At 63.7% G+C, this 21,695-nt stretch carries 22 protein-coding genes; 9 read left to right on the forward strand and 13 right to left on the reverse strand.

Annotated elements, in window-relative coordinates; translation table 11 throughout:
* The first annotated feature begins 7 nt into the window (after window positions 1-7).
* The 4 genes from WA904_RS15095 to WA904_RS15110 all read left to right on the forward strand — a co-directional run bounded on the left by WA904_RS15095 (window position 8) and on the right by WA904_RS15110 (window position 3,475).
* Complete coding sequence (locus tag WA904_RS15095) at window positions 8-637, forward strand: hypothetical protein (protein WP_425197990.1); 630 nt, start codon at window positions 8-10, stop codon at window positions 635-637.
* A gap of 137 nt (window positions 638-774) precedes the next feature.
* The gene (locus WA904_RS15100) at window positions 775-1,935 is read left to right on the forward strand and encodes a COX15/CtaA family protein (protein WP_425197945.1); all 1,161 of its coding nucleotides are present in this window, start codon (window positions 775-777) and stop codon (window positions 1,933-1,935) included.
* A complete protein-coding gene (gene cyoE, locus WA904_RS15105) occupies window positions 1,932-2,849 on the forward strand; it encodes a heme o synthase (RefSeq protein WP_425197946.1) in 918 nt (305 codons plus the stop codon). Before WA904_RS15100 ends, cyoE begins: the two co-directional genes overlap by 4 nt.
* The gene (locus tag WA904_RS15110; protein ID WP_425197947.1) at window positions 2,846-3,475 is read left to right on the forward strand and encodes an SCO family protein; all 630 of its coding nucleotides are present in this window, start codon (window positions 2,846-2,848) and stop codon (window positions 3,473-3,475) included. Before cyoE ends, WA904_RS15110 begins: the two co-directional genes overlap by 4 nt.
* 114 nt (window positions 3,476-3,589) lie before the next feature.
* Here the strand turns inward: WA904_RS15110 and rpoH are convergent, their stop codons facing one another.
* The 12 genes from rpoH to WA904_RS15170 all read right to left on the reverse strand — a co-directional run bounded on the left by rpoH (window position 3,590) and on the right by WA904_RS15170 (window position 14,985).
* Window positions 3,590-4,534 carry an RNA polymerase sigma factor RpoH gene (gene rpoH / locus WA904_RS15115; protein ID WP_425197948.1) on the reverse strand — a complete coding sequence of 315 codons (945 nt, stop codon included), beginning with the start codon at window positions 4,532-4,534 and terminating at the stop codon, window positions 3,590-3,592.
* 343 nt (window positions 4,535-4,877) lie between these two features.
* A complete protein-coding gene (locus tag WA904_RS15120; protein ID WP_425197949.1) occupies window positions 4,878-5,867 on the reverse strand; it encodes a D-2-hydroxyacid dehydrogenase family protein in 990 nt (329 codons plus the stop codon).
* A complete protein-coding gene (locus WA904_RS15125; protein ID WP_425197950.1) occupies window positions 5,864-7,234 on the reverse strand; it encodes an MmgE/PrpD family protein in 1,371 nt (456 codons plus the stop codon). Before WA904_RS15125 ends, WA904_RS15120 begins: the two co-directional genes overlap by 4 nt.
* Window positions 7,235-7,347: 113 nt before the next feature.
* Entirely contained in the window at window positions 7,348-8,319 is a 972-nt protein-coding gene (locus tag WA904_RS15130) for a Bug family tripartite tricarboxylate transporter substrate binding protein (RefSeq protein ID WP_425197951.1), read from the reverse strand.
* A 41-nt stretch (window positions 8,320-8,360) separates the two neighbouring features.
* Window positions 8,361-9,074 (reverse strand): GntR family transcriptional regulator, encoded by a 714-nt coding sequence (locus tag WA904_RS15135; RefSeq protein ID WP_425197952.1) that lies wholly within the window; start codon window positions 9,072-9,074, stop codon window positions 8,361-8,363.
* Between the two features lie 146 nt (window positions 9,075-9,220).
* Window positions 9,221-9,517, reverse strand: coding sequence for a hypothetical protein (locus WA904_RS15140; RefSeq protein WP_425197953.1), 297 nt, complete (start codon window positions 9,515-9,517; stop codon window positions 9,221-9,223).
* 74 nt (window positions 9,518-9,591) lie between these two features.
* Window positions 9,592-10,053: a DUF962 domain-containing protein gene (locus tag WA904_RS15145; protein ID WP_425197954.1), complete on the reverse strand. Its 462-nt coding sequence runs from the start codon at window positions 10,051-10,053 to the stop codon at window positions 9,592-9,594.
* 131 nt (window positions 10,054-10,184) lie between these two features.
* The gene (locus WA904_RS15150) at window positions 10,185-11,156 is read right to left on the reverse strand and encodes a Bug family tripartite tricarboxylate transporter substrate binding protein (protein WP_425197955.1); all 972 of its coding nucleotides are present in this window, start codon (window positions 11,154-11,156) and stop codon (window positions 10,185-10,187) included.
* Between the two features lie 73 nt (window positions 11,157-11,229).
* On the reverse strand, window positions 11,230-12,240 hold the full coding sequence (locus WA904_RS15155; RefSeq protein WP_425197956.1) for an Ldh family oxidoreductase: 1,011 nt from the start codon (window positions 12,238-12,240) through the stop codon (window positions 11,230-11,232).
* Window positions 12,241-13,176: a hydroxyacid dehydrogenase gene (locus tag WA904_RS15160; protein WP_425197957.1), complete on the reverse strand. Its 936-nt coding sequence runs from the start codon at window positions 13,174-13,176 to the stop codon at window positions 12,241-12,243. It lies immediately after the preceding gene.
* Window positions 13,177-13,420: 244 nt separating this feature from the next.
* Window positions 13,421-14,596, reverse strand: a complete 1,176-nt coding sequence (locus tag WA904_RS15165) for a UxaA family hydrolase (RefSeq protein ID WP_425197958.1) — start codon at window positions 14,594-14,596, stop codon at window positions 13,421-13,423.
* A 107-nt stretch (window positions 14,597-14,703) separates the two neighbouring features.
* Window positions 14,704-14,985 (reverse strand): flagellar biosynthesis protein FlgA, encoded by a 282-nt coding sequence (locus WA904_RS15170; protein ID WP_425197959.1) that lies wholly within the window; start codon window positions 14,983-14,985, stop codon window positions 14,704-14,706.
* Between the two features lie 119 nt (window positions 14,986-15,104).
* Between WA904_RS15170 and WA904_RS15175 the strand changes: the two genes are divergently transcribed.
* A complete protein-coding gene (locus WA904_RS15175; protein ID WP_425197960.1) occupies window positions 15,105-15,896 on the forward strand; it encodes a GntR family transcriptional regulator in 792 nt (263 codons plus the stop codon).
* A 22-nt stretch (window positions 15,897-15,918) separates the two neighbouring features.
* Window positions 15,919-16,932: a YeiH family protein gene (locus tag WA904_RS15180; RefSeq protein ID WP_425197961.1), complete on the forward strand. Its 1,014-nt coding sequence runs from the start codon at window positions 15,919-15,921 to the stop codon at window positions 16,930-16,932.
* 15 nt (window positions 16,933-16,947) lie between these two features.
* Here the strand turns inward: WA904_RS15180 and ftsY are convergent, their stop codons facing one another.
* A complete protein-coding gene (gene ftsY / locus WA904_RS15185) occupies window positions 16,948-18,093 on the reverse strand; it encodes a signal recognition particle-docking protein FtsY (protein ID WP_425197962.1) in 1,146 nt (381 codons plus the stop codon).
* A 28-nt stretch (window positions 18,094-18,121) separates the two neighbouring features.
* Between ftsY and WA904_RS15190 the strand changes: the two genes are divergently transcribed.
* The 3 genes from WA904_RS15190 to rsmD are packed head-to-tail and all read left to right on the forward strand — an operon-like array spanning window position 18,122 to window position 21,673.
* Window positions 18,122-19,576, forward strand: a complete 1,455-nt coding sequence (locus tag WA904_RS15190) for a M16 family metallopeptidase (RefSeq protein WP_425197963.1) — start codon at window positions 18,122-18,124, stop codon at window positions 19,574-19,576.
* Between the two features lie 55 nt (window positions 19,577-19,631).
* Window positions 19,632-21,023 carry a M16 family metallopeptidase gene (locus WA904_RS15195; RefSeq protein ID WP_425197964.1) on the forward strand — a complete coding sequence of 464 codons (1,392 nt, stop codon included), beginning with the start codon at window positions 19,632-19,634 and terminating at the stop codon, window positions 21,021-21,023.
* On the forward strand, window positions 21,020-21,673 hold the full coding sequence (gene rsmD / locus WA904_RS15200) for a 16S rRNA (guanine(966)-N(2))-methyltransferase RsmD (RefSeq protein WP_425197965.1): 654 nt from the start codon (window positions 21,020-21,022) through the stop codon (window positions 21,671-21,673). Before WA904_RS15195 ends, rsmD begins: the two co-directional genes overlap by 4 nt.
* The last annotated feature ends 22 nt before the right edge of the window (window positions 21,674-21,695 follow it).

Genomic DNA, 21,695 nt, shown 5'->3' on the forward strand with positions numbered 1-21,695 from the left:
GCACGCCATGCCACAACTTGACGCGGCCGCTGCTGCGCGGGTCCCGGACACCCGGGCGGGCCGCTTGAAAATGCTGGCCGTGCTGCTGGTCTGCGCAGCGCCGGTGGTCGCCTCCTACTTCACCTATTACGTGGTCCGTCCCGAAGGCCGGCGCAATTACGGCGAGTTGATGGACCCCCAGCGACCTTTGCCGGCACTGGCTGCTGTGGCACCTGATGGCCGCCATGTCGAGTTGGCGGCGCTCAAGGGCCAGTGGCTGCTGGTCAGTGTGGCCGGCGGTGCCTGCGATGGCGTTTGTCAGCAGCATCTTTATTTCCAGCGCCAGCTGCGCGAGTCGCTGGGCCGCGAAAAAGACCGGCTGGACCGTGTCTGGCTGGTCAGCGATGAAGCCGCCATTCCTGATGCGCTCGAAGCTGCGCTGCAGGACGCCACCGTCCTGCGCGTAGCTGGACTGGAGCAGTGGCTGCAGGCTGCCCCCGGCCAGGTGCTGGCAGACCATTTGTATGTGGTCGATCCGCTCGGCAACTGGATGATGCGTTTTCCTGCCCGCATGGATGCCGCTGGTGCCGCCAAAGCCAAGCGTGACCTGGAGCGCTTGATGCGTGCTTCGAGTTCCTGGGACAGGGCCGGCAGATGATGGCCCCCACGTTCGCGCACTTCGTGTCGCTCTCTGCCCCCCGAGGGGGCGCTGCGCCTGCGGCCCGGCGGAGCCGGACCCGCGGCCCCGGCTGGTCTGAACAGCCGGGGTGCCTGACCGCGCGAGGCAACCAGTAAATGGAAACGCAAGACCTCTATAACCTCAGTCCGGCGCTGCGCCTGATGGGCATGGGCCTGGTGCTGGCGCTGGGCCCGCTGGCCTGGGTCTGGCTGCGCAACAAAAACCAGCCCATGGCGCGGCGCTTGCGCATACTGACATTGCTCACGCTGTTTTTAACCTTCGACCTGGTGCTGTTCGGCGCCTTCACGCGGCTGACGGATTCGGGTCTGGGCTGTCCTGACTGGCCTGGTTGTTACGGCCATGCCAGCCCGGTCGGTGCCAGCCAGCCCATCAGCGCTGCGCAGGCCGCCATGCCCAGCGGACCGGTCACGCATTCCAAGGCCTGGGTGGAAATGATTCACCGCTACCTGGCGACCGCTGTGGGCGTGTTGATCCTGACGCTGGCCGTAGCCACCTGGCTGAGCCGTCGCAAGGGGCAGCAGAACGGAAGCATTCTTTCAGCGTGGTGGCCCACGGCGACCCTGGTCTGGGTCTGCATCCAGGGCGCGTTTGGCGCGCTGACCGTGACGATGAAACTGTTTCCGCTGATCGTCACCCTGCATCTGCTGGGTGGGCTGGTCCTGCTCACCTTGCTGCGCGCCCAAGCCGTGCGTTATGCGCAGGCGCAAGGGGAGTCCTTGCCGGTTCCCTTGTCCGTAAGCACCTGGCTGCTGCTGGTGATCGCTTTTGCCTTGTTGTGGCTACAGGTCGCGCTGGGTGGCTGGGTCAGCACCAACTATGCGGTGCTGGCCTGCACGGATTTTCCGGCCTGCCAGGGCAGCTTCTGGCCAGCCATGGACTTCAGGGAAGGTTTCACTTTCTGGCGGGCGCTGGGCGCGGGGCTGGACGGCAACAACATCAGCTTCCAGGCCCTGACGGCCATCCACTACGTGCACCGGCTTACCGCCTATGTGGTGTTTGCTGCGCTGCTGCTGTTGGCTGCCCGGTTGCGCCATGTTCCCGGCATGCGCTCCCATGGGTGGTGGATGGGGGCGCTGGCGCTGTGGCAATTTGCGACCGGCCTGAGCAACGTTGTGCTGGGCTGGCCGATGGCGGCGGCTGTCGCACACACCGGCGGCGCTGCTGCCCTGGTGGTGGTACTGACCGGCACTCTTTTTTCCAGCCATCGTGCGCCGGTACCGGCAAGTGCGTCAAAATTGAGGGCTTCCATCCCATGAATCCCTCTGACTCTTCCGCCTCCGTGGCGGCTACTCCCTTTGTGCCTTCCAAATTTGCGCAGTTCTACGCGCTGACCAAACCGCGTGTGGTGCAGCTGATTGTGTTCTGCGCGCTGATCGGGATGGTGCTGGCGGTGCCCGGCGTGCCAGGCTGGGCCGATGTGAAGCTGGCCATCGTGGCCTGCGCCGGCATCTGGCTGGTGGCAGGCGCGGCGGCAGCCTTCAACTGCCTGGTCGAGCAGCAGATTGACTCGAAGATGAAACGCACCGCCTGGCGTGCCACGGCGCAGGGGCAGATCAGCAACGGGTTGACGCTGACCTTTTCGGCCGTGCTCTGTGCGCTCGGTTCCTGGATTCTCTATGTCTGGGTCAACCCCCTGACCATGTGGCTGACCTTCGCCACCTTCGTCGGTTACGCGGTGGTCTACACCGTGATTCTCAAACCGCTGACGCCGCAGAACATCGTGATTGGCGGCGCTTCGGGTGCCATGCCGCCCGTGCTGGGCTGGGCCGCCATGACCGGCAGCGTCAGTCCGGAGGCGCTGATTCTTTTCCTGATCATCTTCCTCTGGACGCCGCCGCATTTCTGGGCGCTGGCGCTGTATCGGGTGGAGGACTACCGCAAGTCCGGCCTGCCCATGTTGCCGGTGACGCACGGCAATGCGTTCACGCGCCTGCAGGTGTTTCTGTACACACTGGTGCTGTTTGCCGCCTGCCTGATGCCTTTTGTGTTCAAGATGAGCGGCTGGCTTTACCTGGCGGTGGCGATTGGCCTGAGCGTGGGTTTCAGCTGGTACGGCTGGCGCCTGTGGCGCAACTATTCCGACGCCCTGGCGCGCAAGACCTTCCGCTTCTCGCTGATCCACCTGTCTGTCTTGTTTGCAGCACTGCTGCTGGACCATTACCTCGTATGAACACTTTCCACGCATCCTCCGGCAAGCGGAATACTCTTAGATTGATAGCTGGTAGCGCTTTGCTGGCGGTGGTGGCAGGCCTTTTGAGTGCATGCTCCGGAGAGAAACCGCAGTTCGCCAGCATCGACATCACCGGCGCCGACTACGCGCGCGACTTTGCGCTGGTCGACCACAACGGCCAGATGCGCAGCATCAAGGACTTCCAGGGCAAGGTGGTGGTGGTGTTTTTCGGTTATACCCAGTGCCCGGACGTCTGCCCCACCTCGATGGCCGAACTTGCGGAGGTCAAAAAAATACTGGGCGCCGACGGCGAGCGGCTGCAGGGCCTGTTCGTCACGCTGGACCCCGAGCGCGACACGCAGGAAGTGCTCAAGGCCTACATGGGCAACTTTGACCCGACCTTCCTCGCGCTTCGCCCCGATCTCGACAAGCTGCCGCAGGTGGCGCGGGACTTCAAGATTTTCTACAAGAAGGTGGATGGCAAAACCGCTGGCAGCTACACGCTGGACCATTCGGCCGGCAGCTATATCTTCGACCCGCAGGGCCGGGTCCGCCTGTACAGCCGCTACGGCAGCGGCGCTCCCGCGCTGGCTTCCGACATCCGCCTGCTGACCAAGAACAACTGAAGCAGCACTCCTCTGCCCGTGTGACCGCAGACGGAAGGCAAAAAAAAGCCTGCACACGATGGTCGTATGCAGGCTTTGGGCAACAGCCGCTTTCGCGGCATTGCCGTCAAGTCGTCAGGCGTAGGCCGCGAGGACCTTTTTCATTTTTTTCATGGCCGCCACTTCGATCTGACGAATGCGTTCGGCGCTGACCTTGTACTCCGCCGCCAGGTCATGCAGCGTCATGCCGCCTGAACCGTCGTCGTTCACCTTGAGCCAGCGCTCTTCGACGATGCGGCGGGAGCGGTCGTCCAGGCCTTCCAGAGCAGTCGTGATGCCGTCGCTGGCCAGGTAGTCGCGCTGGCGCGACTCCATCAGCTGTGTCGGTTCCTGGGTGGCGTCCGACAGGTAGGCAATCGGGCCGAACGCATCTTCGCCATCATCGCTCGGGCTCGGGTCCAGCAGCACGTCGCCGCCGGACATGCGCTGCTCCATCTCGATGACTTCCTCGCGCTTGACGTTCAGCGTCCTGGCCATCGAATCGATCTGGCCTTCGGTCAGCGTGTCGCGGTGCGTTGCCACATCGGCGTCGTCCTTGAAGCCCTGTTTCATCGAGCGCAGGTTGAAAAACAGTTTGCGCTGCGCCTTGGTTGTGGCCACCTTGACCATGCGCCAGTTTTTCAGGATGTACTCGTGCATCTCGGCCTTGATCCAGTGCAGCGCGTAGCTGACCAGGCGCACGCCCTGGTCCGGGTCAAAACGCTTGACGGCTTTCATCAGGCCGATATTGCCTTCCTGGATCAGGTCGGCGTGGGGCAAGCCATAACCCAGGTATTTGCGCGAGGTCGCTACCACGAGACGCAAGTGAGAGAGCACTAACTTACCGGCAGCATCCAGATCGTTCTCGTCCTTGAGTTTTCGGGCGAACTCCTGCTCCTGCTCCAGTGTGAGCATGGGCAGGCGGTTGACCGCCGAAATATAGGCGTCCAGATTACCCAATGGCGGCAGCAGCGACCAAGGGTTGGCGGGTGCCAATGCCGTGGTGGCGGGTGTCACGTTGGGAGAGAGGGCGTAGGACATAGAGCAAAACTCCTTTTCTGAAGTCAAATATTAGCACTCTGTTGGAGAGAGTGCTAAGCAATAAGTTCAATGACTTTGATAGGGTACGGCTAATTGGTAATTACCCTAGTTTGTGTCCCATTCTGCGCTTTAGTTCAACAGGCGCTGTAGGTCAAAAGCGGGGAGCGAGGGCGTCAAAAACCCATGATTGCGTGGTGCAGGCGGGCTTGCCCGGTCCAGGTCAGCGCCTGAAAATCAAAAGAACAGGGTCAAATAGCGATTTAGAGCAATGCTGACGGGCGCTGATAGCTATGGTTTCAGTAGCGGTCTGGGGACTCTGCAGCTGGGCAGCCGCGGAAGCGCTTCAGGCCGCTGGCACCACAGGCCGGACCAGCGCCTGCCCGGCCAGCCAGGCCTGCAGGCACTCCGTGACCCCTTCGGCAAAACGCCGGAACACCGGTTCGGTGACAAACCCCAGATGCGGCGTCAGCAGGACATTGGGTAGTTTGCGCAGCGGATCGTCCAGCGGCAGCGGCTCCGTGTCGAACACGTCCAGCGCGGCAAATCCGGGCCGGCCCAGCTTCAGGGCCTGGACCAGGGCCGGGGTGTCGATCAGCTCCGAGCGGGAGGTATTGACCAGCAGGCTGCCGGGCTGCATCAGGCCCAGGCATTCGGCATTCATCAGGTGCCGGGTCGTGGGCAGCACGACCAGGTGCAGGCTGACCACGCGCGAGGTGGCCAGCAGCTCCTCCAGCGGCAGAAAGCCGACGCCTTGTTCGGCGGCGCGTTCGGCCGTCATGCGCGGGCTCCAGGCCACGACGTCCATCCCGAGCGCCTTGCCGACTTTAGCGACGCGACCGCCAATTTCGCCCAGGCCTATCAGGCCCAGACGCTGGCCTGCCAGCGCGCCGGGCAGGGGCAGGGCGGCGTCGCTTCGCCACTGGCCGGCCCTGAGCCTGGCGATGTGGCTGTCCAGCTGCTTGGTGGCGGCGAGGATGGCGGTCCAGGTCAGTTCGCAGGTGCTGTCTTTCGAGGGCCCGAACTCGGTGCAGCTGACCGGAATGCCGCGCGCAGCCAGTGCCGCCAGGTCCAGCCTGGCATTGCGGGTGCCGGTGAAAACCAGGTAGCGCAGTTTCGGCAGCCGGGCCAGCAGGCCGGCGTCAAAGGGCGTGCGGTCGCGCATCAGCACGATGGCGTCGGCATCCTTCAGCGCATCGACCAGCGCCGCGCTGGCCAGCGGCGCGTGGTGGACGGTGACCTCGGCCTGGGCGTCAATGCCGCCCCAGTTGGCCAGGCGCCGCAGCGCGCGTTCCGTGTCGTCGAGGACGACGATGCGAGGCCTGGCTTTGCTCATGGCCGTGCCAGCGCCGTCAGTGTCCGCAGATCTGCGGCCTTGCCGACCGTCCAACAGGCCTGGATGAGCTCCGCGGTTCTGGCGGCGCCCAGCACCGCATCCGACAGGCCATGGAACTTGGCTTCCAGCATGGCATCCGTCATCGGGTTCTGCAGCGAGCCGATGGCGTGTTCGACAAACACGTGGACGCGGCGGCCGTTGGTGAGCACGGCAGTGACGTCGGCACTGGCTTCATCGATGGAGTCGTCCACCGTGGCCACCACCTTGCGGCGAAGCGCCACCATGTCGGCGCGGTTTACCACCTCGTCGGAGAATTCTTCCTCGGCGGCGCGCCCGAAGCTCAGGCCCGCGGCGCAGCCGTGGTAAACGCTGAACTTGGCCTGCAGGCCATCCACGGGTTCCTTCTTGCCGGTGAGTTCCAGCACCAGCGAATGCACCTTGAGCTCGATGCGTTCCACCTGCGCTGGCGTGACACCCTGGGTGCGCAGCTGGGCGCAGGCGTCGATGCTGGGGTGGATCACGATGCCGCAGGCAAAGGGCTTGTAGCTGTTGAACGATATTTCGAAACGCCGGCCCAGCTCGCCGGTGATCTCGTTCCAGTCGTTCTTCGTCGAGACCGTCTGCATCATGCCGCGCGGCGCCTCCAGCGCTTTCGGGCTGGCGGTGTAGCCGTGCTGCGCGAGCAGGGTCGACATCAGGCCGGCGCGGGCTGCGCCGCCGGGGTGGAAGGGCTTGGTCATGGTGCCGAACTGTTCGCGCATGCCGACGGGCTGCGAGGCGGCGATGCCGAGCGCCATCGCGGTTGTGTTTACGTCGAGCTTGAGCAGGCGCGCGCAGGCCGCTGCGGCGCCCAGCGTGCCGGTGGAGCCGGTGATGTGCCAGCCGCGATCGTAATGCTCGGGGTACATCGCGTTGCCGACGCGGCAGGACACGTCGATGCCCAGCACCAGCGCGTCGATCACATCACGACCGGACGCGCCGCTGTGTTCGGCCAGCGCCAGTACGGCACTGGCGACCGGACCCGCCGGGTGGATGATGGTTTTCAGGTGCGTGTCGTCGAAGTCGAAGGTGTGCGAGGTGATGCCGTTGATCAGAGCGGCGCTCGCCATGTCGACTTTTTCCGCGCGGCCCAGCACGCTGGCCTGGGCCGCGGGCTGCAGCACCTGCACCGCGGCCAGCGCTGCGTCGGCAGCCTCATGGCGGGCGGCTCCGACTGCACAACCCAGCCAGTTCATGAAGGTGCGGTGCGCTTCGTGATCGACGGCATCACTCCATCCGCGCGATGGGTGGGTGGCAACATGCTGCGCCAGGATCTGGGTGACGGGGGGAGCGTTGTGGTCGGCGGCGACCTGGGTATTGCGGGCCATGGTGTCTTTCGGCAGCAGACTGCCAGAGGGTGAAAAAAGCGATAGATGCTATCAATAAAGGAGCTGCTTGCGCCCGCTGTATAAGGGCTACAGGCATTTTTTATATATGGGACTCAGCTGTCGAGCTGGATGCCCCGCTCGCGCGCGAGTTTGGTCCAGCGGGCAATGTCGGCGCGCATGAACGTGCCGAACTGTTCGGGTGTCATGACAATGGGCTCGACCGCTTCCACCGAGAGCTTTTCGCGCAGGTCGGGCGCCTTGAGCACGGTGGCCAGAGTTTCGTTGAGCTGTTTGACAATCGCGGCCGGCATGCCGGCGGGGCCGACCACGCCGTACCACTGCTGGGCGTCAAAACCCTTGAAACCGGACTCGTCCAGCGTCGGCACATCCTTGAACTGCGGGTGGCGCTGCAGGCCGGTCACGGCCAGCGGCCGCACGCGGCCGGAGCGGATGTGCGGCACCGCCGCGGCCAAGCCGGGGAACATGGCTTGGGTCTGCCCGCCGATGAGGTCGGTGAAGGCCGGTGCAATGCCGCGGTAGGGAATGTGCACCATGAAGGAGTTGACCTGCTGCTTGAACAGCTCCATGGTCAGGTGGGTCAGCGAGCCGGCGCCGGCCGAGCCGTAGCTGACCTTGCCGGGGTTTTTCTTCAGGTAGTCGATGAACTCCCTGACGTTGCTGACCGGCAGGGCGGCGTTAACCACCAGCACATTCGGCGTGCCGCCGATCATGCCGATGGGCGTGAAGTCCTTGATGGCGTCGTACGGCAGCTTGCGTGTGGCCGGGCTGGTGCCGTGGGTGGCCACATAACCCTGCAGCAGGGTGTAGCCGTCGGGCGCGGCGCGGGCGGTGGCCTGGCAGGCGATCACGCCGCCGCCGCCGCTCTGGTTGTCAACGATGAAGCTTTGTTTGAGCAGGGCGCCCCAGCGTTCGGTCAGGGTGCGGCCCACCATGTCGCTGCCGCCGCCGGCAGACACCGGCACGATGTAGCGTATCGGTTTGGCCGGAAAGCCGGTTTGGGCCAGCAGCAGGCCGGGTGCGCCCAGCAGGGCGGGAGCTGCGTGAAGCAGGGTGCGTCGTTTCATGGGTTGTCTCCAGTGGATGTTTGTGGATCGGAAAGCTGAAATCAGGCGGCAGTGCCGGTCATGGCCGGTGTGGCATCCACCAGGCGCAGGTAGGCGTCGCCGACGTGGTGGGCCATCAGCGCTTCGCAGCGCACCGGGTCGCGCTCGCGCAGCGCCTGGACGATCTCCGCATGTTCGGCAATCGACGCCTGCATGCCGACGTCATGCGACAGGTTTTTCAGGCGCGACAGATGCAGCTTCTGCACGATGCCGCGGTAGGTCTCGGTCAGGGTCCGGTTGCCGGCGGCTTCGATGATGGCCCAGTGAAAACGCAGGTTCTCGCCGTAATAACGCTGCACTTCATGTTTGGCGGCGGCGTCTGTCATGGCATGGACGGAATCGTCAAGCAGTGCCAGCAACGCGGCCATGCGGCCCTCCGGCAGCAGCGCTGCCTGGCGGCCGGCAAAGCCGTCCAGCAAGCCGCGCATCTGGTACAGGTCGCGAATTTCGGGCGCGTCGAGCTGGCGTACAAACACGCCCGAATGTTTTCGTGCCACCACGAGACCGGAACTTTCCAGCTCGCGCAGGGCTTCACGTACCGGCACGCGTGACACGCCCAGGCGGGCGGCTACATCGGGCTCGTTGATGCGCTGGCCGGGCGCCAGTACGCCGCGCAGGATCAGCGCCAGCATGTCGCTTTTCACGAGCTTGGCCAGCGAGGTGTCGCGCACGTCGTTCAGGCGTTCGGCAGAAGATTCGGTGAGCCAGGGCAGCATATAGACTTCAAAAATGGAAGACGATATATCGTATACGAAAAGAAACAAAAAAGGGCCGGCGAGCCTGTAAAAGTTGCGTGTGGGGATGGGGGGAACGTGCCAAGCGGCGCAACTGCGTGCTCTGACCAAGCGCCGGCGGCGGATGTTCAGGAACGGGATTTGTCGTCGCGGATTTCGCGCACTTCTACGTCCACGACATCGCCGCTGCGGGTGGATGAGGCTTCGCGCGTGCTCGCTCCCGGCCAGGGAGGCTGAGAGGCAAAACGCTGGAAACGCCCAAACACGACAGGGTTGGGTTTCTGGCCGGTGAACAGCGAGCGCAGCAGGCCCAGCGCGAGCAGGATAAGGCTGGCCAACAGCAGGCTCACCGCAAAAATCGCGGCGAAAGTCCAGAGGACCAGGCGCAGGATGAAACGAAAAACGCGGCTAATGAAGCTGGGCACGTGGCAATTCCCGTAAGAGTCAGAACGACTTAGCTGCGGGCGAAGGCCGCCTATTCAACCGGGTGCGCCCAGATTTACCATCGGATGCCGAGCTTGACAAAAAGTTTACTCAGCACAAACAGCGGCCCCACCCAGAGATACTGGATGTCCTCGAAGAAAGAGGGTTTTTTGCCTTCCAGCTTGTGGCCCACAAACTGCAGGATCCACGCGCCGACAAAAATACCGACCGAGAGCGGCAACAGAAGCTCGCCCACGGCATGCACCAGCGCAAGCAAGATGGCCGACCAGAGGATCATGGCGCCGAAAAAAACCAACGACAGCCTCAGGTAATACACCATGCTGGCCGCGATAAAGGCGTAGGCCAGGTAGGGGTGCAGGGTCAACATCATGCCGAGCAGGCTGAGCATGATCAGCGGAATGGCGATGAAATGAATGAGTTCGTTTTTCGGATTCTGGTGGCTCTCGCTGTAGTGGGCGAGCAGGCGGTCAACCTGGCGTGTGCCGTCAGAAGCAGTAGGTGTGGTGGTGTGGTTCATGGTGCCTCCGGCATGGGAGTCGAAACACTCCCTGCCGAAGCACTTTACTGGATGGCGGTTGTTTACGAAAGCAGGGGAATTACCGCATCCCCATCCCCGCAAGTAGTACAAAAGCGCGAACCGGTTCCCGGTCAGGTGGCCGTGATTTTCGCGGTCCGGATGATGCGGCTCCAGCGCTCGATCTCGCTTTTGAGAAAAACAGCAAACTCGGTAGCACCCTTTGGCGTGACGCGAAACCCCTGCTGCTTGGCGCGCTCTTCCACCTCGGCGCTGAACATGATCTTGATCATTTCGCGCGAGTAACGGTCCACGATGGCATCCGGTGTCTGGGCCTGGATCATCGCCGCGGTCCAGTTTTCAACATACAGGCCGGGCATGCCGGATTCCATCGCGGTCGGCACGTCGGGCACCATGGGATGCCGGCTCAGGCCGCATATCGCCAGCGCGCGCAGCTTGCCGCCCTTGACGTGCGCAATCGATTCCGGGAAGTTTGAAAAAATAACATCCAGTTGCCCACCAATCAGGTCGGTCATGGAGGGCGCACCACCCTTGTAGGGGATATGCGTCATCTGCGTTTTGTTCAGATCGTTGAACAGCGCCATGGTCAGGTGCGGCGGCGTGCCGTTGCCGCTGGAGCCCGCGTTGAGTTGCTTGCTCTTCGCGATCGCCATCAAGTCCCTGAAGTCCTTGATCGGGCTGCCCGTGGGCACCACCACCAGCATGGGTGAGCCAGCCAGCAGCGCGACGGGGCGCAGGTCCCTGGTCAGGCTGTAAGGCGCTTTCGGAAACAGTGAAACATTCGCTGCATGCGTGAGGGTGATGGCCAGCAGGGTGTTGCCGTCGGGTGTCGATTTGGCCACCTGCTCGGCACCAATCTGCGCGTTGCCGCCGGCCTTGTTTTCCACGATGACCGAAACCTTCCAGGCCTCGGTGAGTTTTTGCGCCACGGTGCGGGCCATGACGTCCGTCAGACCTCCAGGTGCAAAGGGCACGACATATTTGATTGTGCTTCCCGGTTTTGGAAAGCTGGGGGCCTGGGCCCAGGCAGGTAGCGCGCTCAGGGTAGCGCCGGCGGAAGCCAATACGATGTCTCGACGTTTCATGTCTTTCTCCATGGTTGCGTTTTTCATCGAATCCGCCCTTGCCGCGTGGAACGACCCATGCAGCCCCGGCGGGTTATGCGACCAGCCTGTCGAGCTGGTCTTTCAGCGCATCCGGAATCGTCAGCCCTGAATTTCTTGCCTTTTCTTCCAGGCTTGTTCTTCGGGCGCCTGCCAGGCGCACCCCATCATCGATCAGCATTTCGCTGACCAGTGTTTCCATGCGTTCGTAATACACATCCTGGCCGGCCAGGGCGCCGGGGTCGATCACGATGAAAGCCTGGCCGATGCGCGGTGCATTGCCTTCATCGACAAAAAAGGAAGAGGCTTCGAAACCGAATTGCGCACCGATCACGGCGGTGACCAGCAGCTCGACGATCAGCGCCAGCATGGCGCCCTTGGGGCTGCTGGCGGCGCCCAGCGGCAGCATGGAGCCCGCCAGCCCGGCCTTGGGATCCGTGGTCGGCTGGCCCTGGCTGTCCAGCGCCCATCCCAGGGGAATGGCCTGGCCTTCCTTGGCTGCAACCATCAGCTTGCCGCGTGCGACTTCACTGAGCGAGAGGTCGATGAGCAGCGGGTCGGCGTTGCGCCGCGGGAAAGCGGCTGCGATGGGATTGGTGCCGAAGATGGGGTGTTTGCCGCCGGCTGCCGGCATGGCCGCCGGCGAATTGGCAAAACCGAGTCCGACCATGCCGGCATCGGCTACCGCACGCAAGTGGTCCACCAACACACCGCAGTGGTGGCTGTTGGTCACGCCGGCAAAACATACGGCCAGGGTCTGCGCTGTGGTGATGGCGGTCGAGATGGCAAGATCGCAGGCCGGGAACGCCAGGCCCTGGCCGGCATCGACCAGGATGGCCGCACCCTTGTGCCGTGTCACCGCTGGCAAGGCCCTGCCATTGGCCCTGCCATTGCGCAGATGCGTGGCATATTGCGCGACCCGGCTCAGGCCATGTGAGGCCAGTCCCTGTGCCTCGGCCCGGACCAGTGCCCGGGCGGTGCTGGCCGCCATGGCCTCACCGGCACCGGCCAGGCGCAGTGCAAGGGTTGCAAGGCGGGTGGCTTCTTCGAAGGTCAGTTGGGCCATTCAGTTCAGGCTCTCCAGCACTTTGTCAGCAATCATGAAAGACACACGCTCATTGGCTTCAAAAGTGACACCAGAGATGTGAGGGCTCAGAAGCAGGTTAGGGCAATTCTGCAGCGAGACATCAGCGGGCAAGGGTTCTGTATCAAAAACATCGATGGCCGCGCCCCCCAGATGGCCAGAACGTAGCGCCGTCGCGACAGCTTGCAGATCAACAATGTGTCCACGTGAGGTATTTATTAGTACAGCGCCCTTTTTCATGGCTGCAATTCGTGCAGCGTTGAAAAGACCGCGGGTGGTTTCCACCAGCGGGACATGCAGGGTGACCACGTCAGCCTGGCTTATCAGCGTGTCCAGGCTGGAAAATGCGATGCCCGTTTGCCTGAACACTGCAGCATCTGCCGTGAGCATGGCATCAAATGCGATGACTTTCATGCCGAGGCCGTGCGCCATGCGGGCCACGGTTTGCCCGATGGAGCCAAAGCCGATGATGCCCAGCGTCTTGCCAGCCGTTTCGCGGCCGTTGCTCAGCGCCGCGCGCGGCCACTGGCCGCTGGCAACCGCTTGTGTCGCTGTATAGGCGCCGCGCAGCAACAACATGGTGCTGGCTATCACGTATTCAGCAACGCTGAGCGCGTTGGCGCCCGTGGCCGGAATCACTTGAATGCCTTTGGCCTCACAGCCGCTGACATCAATGTTGTCCAGGCCCACTCCCAGCCGGCCCACGACCCGGCATTGGCCCAGAGCCGAAAGCAGGTCGTTGCGAACCTGGGTGCGGTTACGCACGATCAATACGTCGGCACTTGCGGCCTCTTTGATCAGGCGCGGTGCGTCGTCCACCAGCAGCGGGTCGTACAGGACATCATGCATAGCCGCCAGCTGCGCGACCGCGCGCTCGTCCATGAACTCGGTGATGACGATGCGTGCGCGGGTCGTCATGACGGACTGCGCCCATCAGTGTGCGAAGCGACAAGCGTGGGAGAACCTTCTTCACCAGCCGGGGCCGCGGAACCGGCTCTGCCGGGCCGCAGGCGCAGCGCCCCTCTTCTTTGTGCAAGGGGCAGCGCAGCACGCGAAGCGGCAAGCGTGGGGGACAAGGTTTTTCCGCCGGGCCGCCCCAAGGAAAAATGCGCCCCCCCGGGGGGTAGCGCAGTACGCGAAGCGACAAGCGTGGGGGCCATATTCAGGCGCTTTCGAACAGGCGAGTCAAAACGAATTCCCGGTGGCCCAGCGCCTCGGCGGCCGTTAACCGCCCATTGGCGGTGCGCAGCATGTTCTCCAGCAACTGGTCGCCGGCCTGGTCCAGCGTGATCTCGCGCTGCAGTAGCCCCGAGGTGTCCACGTCAATGTGTTCGCTCATCAGGCGAACGGTGCGCGGGTTGGAGCAGATCTTGATGACCGGCACTATCGCATTGCCGATCACATTGCCCTGGCCGGTGGGGAAGAAATGCACGGCGTAGCCGGAGGCGGCGCACAGCGTCACCATCTCGGCAGCGGCGCTCGACGAGTCCATGAACCAGAGGCCCGGATGTGTCGGCATCTCGGCCTTGTCGATGACACCATCGACTGTGCATTTCTTGCCGATTTTCTGGATGTTGCCGAGTGCTTTTTCCTCGATGGTGGTCAGGCCGCCGGCAATGTTGCCCTTGGTCGGCTGCGAGTCGGACAGGTCGCTGGTCTTGTGGCGGTCGATCACCGCCTGGTAGCGGTTGAACATGAACATGAACTGCTCGCGGATCGCATCGGTGGCGCAGCGGTCGGCGACGATTTTTTCGCCGCCGGTGAGTTCGGTGGTTTCACCGAAACACAGATAGGTGCCCAGGGGGTGCAGCTTGTCGAAGGCATTGCCGACCGTCGGGTTGGCGCCGCAGCCGGAAGTGGTGTCCGATTCGCCGCATTTGGTGGAGACCCACAGCTCGGAGATGGGACACACCTCGCGCTGCTTTTCACTGGCCCACTGCACATACTCGCGGGCTGCCTTGGAGGCCCGCATGATGGTTTCGTGGTCGCCATGTCCTTCAATGCCGAAACCCACCACGGGCTTGCCTGTGGTGGCGATGCCGTCCACCACTTTTTTGGTCCAGGCGTCTTCAATGCCGATGACGACAACAGCTGCAACATTGGGGTTGCAGCCCGCACCTATCAGGGTGCGAAAGTGCAGCTCGAGGTCAGCGCCAAACTGCAGGCGCCCATAAGGGTGTGGAATCGCCATCGCGCCCTTGATGTTGTGGGCGACGGCTTCGGCCGCAGCGTTGGACAAATCATCCAGCGGAAGAATGATCACGTGGTTGCGCACACCGACGCGGCCGTTTTCCCGGCGGTAGCCGAGGAAGGTGGTGTTTTTATCGATGACTGACATGAATGGGTCCTTGATGAATTATTTTTCAGCGATCGCCGTGGATCTGGCTCTGCCAGGCCACTGGCGATGCCCCTTGGGGGGAGGCGGCCGCAGGCTGCTTCGGGGGGTTACCACCTTTTGGTTTTAATGTTGTGCACGTGGGCGTGCTGGCCGGCCTTGATGTCGGCCACGACCTTGCCCATGTCGATGCCGTATTTCCAGACGGTCTCGCCGACAGCCATGTCCTTGAGCGCCACCTTGTGGCCGATCGGGATGTCCTGCATCGCCTTGACATTGATCATGCGGTCTTCGTCCATGATCCAGCCGGTCATGTCGGTGCCTGACTTCACACCTTCCACCACCACGACCGCCACGGTGTCTTTGGCGTCATGTAATACAAAATGAATCATTGGGTTTTCCAGAGGTCCGAAGTTGAATCGAACCGCCAGTCTAGAGACCGGCCATGGCTTGTCAATGAACTCCTGTATATGAGTTGTACGGCGCCCGCCCGCAGTGTTCCAATCAGGCGGTGAAGACAAAAACCAGACCGGGACCGCGCAAACTGCCGAAAGGCGGCGACTCCCTGCCGCTGTACCGTCAGGTCAAAAGGGATTTGCAGAAAATCATTGAGGCCGGGCGCTATGGCCCGGGCAAGGCGCTGCCCGGTGAATCGGCGCTGGCCCTGGAACTGCAGGTCAGCGTGGGCACCCTGCGCCATGCGGTGGACGAACTCGTGCACGAGCATGTGCTGGTCCGGCGCCAGGGCAAGGGTACTTTTGTCGCGCCGCACAACCGTGCCCGTTTCATGTTCCAGTTTTTTCATGTGGAGCCGCGTCCGGACCCCGAAGACGAGGGGCCGCCGCTGGAGCAGGAGTTTCCCGGCATCACCTGCATCGGTTTCATGCGTGACAAGGCCGATGCGGCTGAAGCCCGGGCCTTGCGCATCAAGCTGGAGGACCCGGTCTTTCGCGTGGAGAACAAGCTGACATTGGGCGGACGCGTGGTGGTGTATGACAGGCTGGTGCTGTCGTCCGCCATGTTTCGCAACCTCACCGAAAAGCGTTTTGTCGAACGGCCCAGCACGGTTTATGCGCTGTACCAGACCGATTTCGGCATTACCGTGCTGCGCGCCCAGGAGCGCGCCCGGGCTTCGGGCGCCGACAAGGCCGTGGCGCGGGTGCTGGGTGTTGCGCCGGGCACCCCGGTCATGGAGGTGCATCGTCTCGCGCTGACCTTTGGCGACAAGCCCGTGGAGTACAGGGTTTCATTCATCAACACCCAGGCACATGACTACGTGAGTGTGCTGTCCAAAAAAACCTGAAAGTGACCGGGATGCAATCATCGTGACGGCGCACTGGCGTGCCAGGCTGGCTTCGTATTTCCCCGGCGTGCTGGTGTGCCTGGTGATTGCGCTGGCGGCCACCTTTGTCTCCGAACACTACGGGGGGCCGCAGCTTCTGTACGCGCTGCTGATCGGCCTGGCCTTCCATTTCCTGAACGGCCATCCGAAGGCCGTTCAGGGCATCAATTTCTGTGGCCGCACGGTGCTGCGTGTCGGCGTTGCCCTGCTGGGCGCACGCATCACGTTTGCGCAGGTGGCCGAGCTTGGCGTGCAGACCGGCGTGCTGATGGTGCTGGCGGTGCTGCTGACGATTGTGTGCGGGCTGGTGCTGGCGCGCTGGCTGGGCTGCTCGCGCGACCAGGGCCTGCTCACCGGCAGCGCCGTGGCAATCTGCGGGGCCTCGGCGGCACTTGCCGTCTCGTCGGTGCTGCCGCAGACCCGCGAGAACGAGCGCTTTACCTTGCTGGCCGTGGTTGGCGTCACCGTGCTGTCGACCGTGGCCATGGTGGTCTACCCCTTCAGCCTGAATGCGATGGGACTGGCGCCGGCGCAGGCCGGCATCGTCCTGGGCGGCTCCATCCATGATGTGGCCCAGGTGGTGGCCGCGGGCATGATGCTGGGGCCGCAGGCGGGCGACACCGCCACGCTGGTCAAGCTGTTTCGCGTGATGCTGCTGATGCCGGTGGTGCTGGTGATTGCGGTGCTTTACCGCCATCACCCGGCCGTCAAGACACCGGAAACCGAAGTGCCGCTGGTTCCCGGCTTCCTGCTGGCCTTTGTGGTGCTGGTGATGCTGGCCAGCGTGGGAACCATCACGCCGCCGATGGCCCAGCTTGCCGGCGATGCCTCGCGCTGGATGCTGGTGACAGCAATTGCGGCGGCCGGCGTGAAGACCAGTTTCGAAGACCTGCTCAAACTCGGCTGGAAACCGGTCGCCATGCTCCTGGGCGAGACTGCCTTTATCGTGGCGTTCGTGGTGCTGGGCGTGTTGCTGCTGCGACTGGGCCTGGCTTGACCGGGCATCGGCCGCTCACGACAGCAGTGCCTGCGCGAATTCCCGGGCGTTGAAGGTTTCCAGGTCTTCCAGTTTTTCGCCGACGCCGATGAAATAGACCGGCACCGGCCGCAAGCCGGGCGAGGCTTTCGCGCGCTCCCGTGCCCACAGCGCTATGGCAGCCAGCACGCCGCCCTTGGCGGTGCCATCAAGCTTGGTCACGACCAGCCCGGTGAGCTGCAGCGTATCGTCAAAGGCCTTGACCTGGCTCAGCGCGTTCTGGCCGGTGTTGCCGTCGATCACCAGCAGTACTTCATGCGGCGCCGTGCTATCTGCCTTGGCGACCACACGCTTGATCTTGCGCAGCTCTTCCATCAGGTGCAGCTGGGTCGGCAGGCGGCCCGCGGTGTCCACCAGTACCACGTCCTTGCCGCGTGCCTTGCCGGCACTGACGGCGTCGAAGCTCACCGCTGCCGGATCGCCGCCTTCCTGGCTGACGATCTCCACCATGTTGCGGTCGGCCCAGACCTCGAGCTGCTCGCGTGCTGCGGCGCGGAAGGTGTCGGCCGCGGCCAGCAGCACCGAAGCGCCTTCGCTGGCAAGGTGCCGCGTGAGCTTGCCGATCGACGTGGTTTTGCCCGCACCGTTGACGCCGGCGACCATGATCACGGTCGGTTTGTACTCGCCTATCACCAGTGCCTGCTCCAGCGGCTTGAGCAGCTGGGCGAGAACCTCGGTCAGGATGTTCTTGACGGCCACCGGATGGGTCACACCGCTCTCCTTCACGCGGCGCTTGACTTCATCGAGCAGGTAAGTGGTGGCGCCGGTGCCGGCATCGGCCATCAGCAGGGCCGACTCCAAATCTTCATACAGCGCATCGTCAATGCGGGTACCGGTGAACACGCCGGAAATGCTGGCCCCGGTCTTGTGCAGACCCGAGCGGAGCTTGCTGACCCAGTGTTCACGCTCCGCGGGTATGGCGCCTGGCTCGGGAATCGCTATTGGCGTGACCAGCGCACTGCCGATCAGGCCTCCGCCGGGGCGCATCGGAGCTGCGGGGGGCAGGCCTTCCGGGCTGCCGGCAATGGGAGCCGCCGTGTCGGGCGGGGCAGGGTGCCCGATGGCGGCCGGAGCGGTTTCAGGCGCGGCAGCGGGCTTTTTTTTCTTGAAGAAACTGAACATTGATTGTGCTTTGGAGTCACACTATTCTATGAAACACAGCACACAGGATTTCATGGGTATTTTTTCCGCTTCTTCGACACTCCTTGGTCGCACAGTTCTTTTCCTCCTTCCCGGCTTTTTCCTGACGGCTCCCGTGTGGGCACAAAACACCGCTCCGGTGACCCAATTCCAGCTTGCCAACGGCATGACCGTCATTGTCAAGACCGACCGGCGCGCGCCCACCGCAGCCCACATGCTCTGGGTGCGGGTCGGTTCCATGGACGAGGTGGATGGCAGCACCGGTGTGGCTCACGTGCTGGAACACATGCTGTTCAAGGGAACACCCGACATGAAGCCGGGCGAGTTTTCACGCCGCGTTGCTGCGCTGGGGGGGCGCGAAAACGCGTTCACCACCCGCGACGCGACCGGTTATTACCAGCAGATACCCTCGGACAAGCTTGAGGACGTGATACGCCTGGAGGCCGACCGCTTTGCGCGCAACCAGTGGGTCGACGATGAGTTCAAACGCGAGCTGGAGGTTGTCAAGGAAGAACGGCGCCTGCGCACCGAAGACTCGCCGCGTGCCCTGCTGTATGAAGCCGCGAATGCCATGACCTTCATGGCTTCGCCCTACCGCCGACCGGTTGTCGGCTGGATGAACGACCTCGAAGCCATGACACCCGATGATGCGCGAGCGTTTTACCGGCGCTGGTATGTGCCGGCCAATGCGGTGGTGGTGGTGGCCGGCGATGTGAATGTGGATCAGGTGCGGCGCCTGGCTGAAAAATACTATGGCCGCATTGCAGCGCGCCCGGTACCGGAGCGCAAGCCGCGCATCGAGCCCGCGCAAAGCGGTTTGCGCCAGCTCGATTTCAAGGCCCCGGCGAGCCAGGCTTATGTGAGCCTGCTCTACAAGGTACCGGGGCTGCAGCCACCGGGAGGTGGCCAGGACGCAGCCGGGGGTTTTAACCGCGATGCATTGGCGCTGACGGTGCTGGCGGCGGTGCTGGACGGCTACAGCGGTGCGCGGCTGGACCGGGCCCTGACCCAGGGCGAGCAGCGCTTGGCAGACAGCGCCGGCGCGGGCAATGGGCTGATCGGCCGCGGGCCGCAGGTGTTCGTGCTTGACGGCGCGCCTGCTGACGGAAAAACGGCAGCGCAGGTGGCTGATGCCTTGCGCCAGCAGGTTGCGCTGATCGCGCGCGAGGGGGTTAGCGAGGCCGAACTCAAACGCGTCAAAACCCAGTGGATCGCCAGCGAAACCTACAAGCTTGATGCGTTGTTCAGCCAGGCAAGCCAGCTGGGTTCCTATTGGATCAACGGGCTGCCGCTTGACACGGATTCGCGCTTGGTCAGCCAGTTGCGCAGCATCAGCAGCGCCGAGGTGCAGGCGGTGGCCGCGCGGTATTTCAGCGACGACCAGCTGACGCTGGCCACCTTGCTGCCGCAGCCTCCCGATCCGGGCCGCGCCAGGCGGGTGCTCGCTGCGGGGCTCAGGCATTGAGCGCCTCCCGTTTGGCCGGGTGCTTTTCCCAACACATTTTCCTGGGGAAACTCACGTGACAATTGCTATCAAAAAAAGAGCTATCGGCGCAATACTGGCAGGGGCTGCAGGCATTTTTTGCCCTTTACTCTCGCTGGCGGCGATTCCCATCCAGCAGTGGGCACAACCCGGTGGTGCCAGGGTCTACCTGATCGAGAGCCCGGCCATTGCCATGGTCGATGTACAGCTCGATTTCGACGCCGGCAGCCGGCGCGTGGCGGCAGCGCAGGCCGGCCTGGCCGGCGCCACCGCCTCCCTGCTCTCCAAGGGCGTCGCTGCGCGTGGCAATGAACCTGCGCTCGATGAAAATGCGCTCGGCGAAGCCTGGGCCGACCTGGGGGCGCAGTTCGGGGCTTCTGCGGGGACTGATCGCTTCAGTTTTTCATTGCGCAGCCTGACTGAGTCGGACCTGCTGGACCAGGCCATGCGGCTGGCGGCCCGGCAGGTGGCCGAGCCGGCTTTCCCGGACCACATCTGGCAGCGCGACCGGCAGCGGCTGGTGGCCCAGCTCAAGGAGGCCCATACCCGGCCGGCGTATCTGGCCGGCCGCGCATTTGCTGCAGCGGTGTATGGCGACCACCCCTATGGCCATGAGACCACTGAAGCCAGCCTGGGCCGCATCAGCGTCGCCGACATGCGGGCTTTTCACGCGGCTTACATCACGCCTTGCCACGCCCGTGTCAGCATCGTGGGCGCGCTGAACCGTGTGCAGGCCGATGCCCTGGTGACGGGCCTGCTCGCGCGCTTGCCGCAAGTTGACTGCGCCGCTGCGCCGCCCTTGCCGGCGGTGGCGGAGGTGCTGCCGCTGGAGCGTGCACAGGCCCTGAACATTCCCTTCGATTCGGCACAGGCGCATGTGCTGATGGGCCAGCCCGGTTACAAACGCAACGATCCTGACTTCTTTGCCCTGACGCTGGGCAACTACGTTCTCGGCGGCGGGGGATTCGTTTCGCGGCTGACCCAGGAGGTGCGCGAAAAACGCGGCCTGAGCTACAGCGTCTCAAGCTATTTCTCGCCGGGCCGGCATGCCGGGGCGTTCACCGTCGGGCTGCAGACGCGTCCTGACCAGGCGGCGCAGGCGACAGCGGTGGCGCAGCAGGTGCTTGCGAAATTTGTTGCCGAAGGACCCACCGAGGCTGAACTCAAGGCGGCCAAGGGTTACCTGATTGGCGGCTTTCCCCTGCTGATCGACAGCAACGGCAAACTTCTGGGCAACCTGGCCAACATCGCCTGGAACGACTTGCCGCTGGATTATCTGGACACCTGGACCGCCCGGATTGCCAAAGTGAGCGTCACCGACGTGCGGGCCGCTTTTGCCCGCAAGCTGCAGCCGGAGAAAATGGTGACTGTTATCCTCGGGTCTGTTCCCGCTTCGGCGGGAGATGCGACCCCAGGAACCAAACCATGAAGTACACGCCAGCCACTGCAGGCAAGGCCCCGCCAGGCACCGCGCCACGACCGAAATCAGGCAAGGTCGTGGCCCGCAAGTCCGTGCCCCCGGGCGAGATCCGCATCATCGGCGGCCAGTACAAGCGCAGCAAACTGCCCGTGCCCAACAAGCTCGGCCTGCGCCCCACGCCTGACCGCGTGCGCGAGACCCTGTTCAACTGGCTGGGCCAGGACTTGACGGGCTGGCGCTGCATGGACGTGTTTGCCGGCACCGGCGCGCTGGGGCTGGAGGCCGCTTCGCGCGGCGCCGCCGAGGTGTTGCTGTGCGAGCAGGACCCCGGCCTGGTGGACCAGCTCAAGGCATTGCAGGCAAAACTGCATGCGGACATGGTGAAGGTCGAGCGCGGCGATGGCCTGGCTGGCCTGAGACGGGCGTCACCCGCCAGCATGCAGCTGGTGTTCCTGGATCCGCCCTTTGATTCGCCGCTGTTCGAGCCGGCGCTCAGGGCGGCGGCTCAAGTGGTGGCCGAGCCCGGTTATGTCTACCTGGAAGCGCCGCAGGCCTGGTCTGACGATGCGCTGGCCGAGTATGGCTTGCAGCTGCATCGCAGCGGCAAGGCCGGGGCGGTGCACTTTCACCTGCTGGTGCGCAAGGGCGCTGCGGCGTAGCCCTGAGGGCGGCAGGGACACG

This window comes from Polaromonas sp. (assembly GCF_049790275.1).
Lineage (GTDB): Bacteria > Pseudomonadota > Gammaproteobacteria > Burkholderiales > Burkholderiaceae_C > Polaromonas.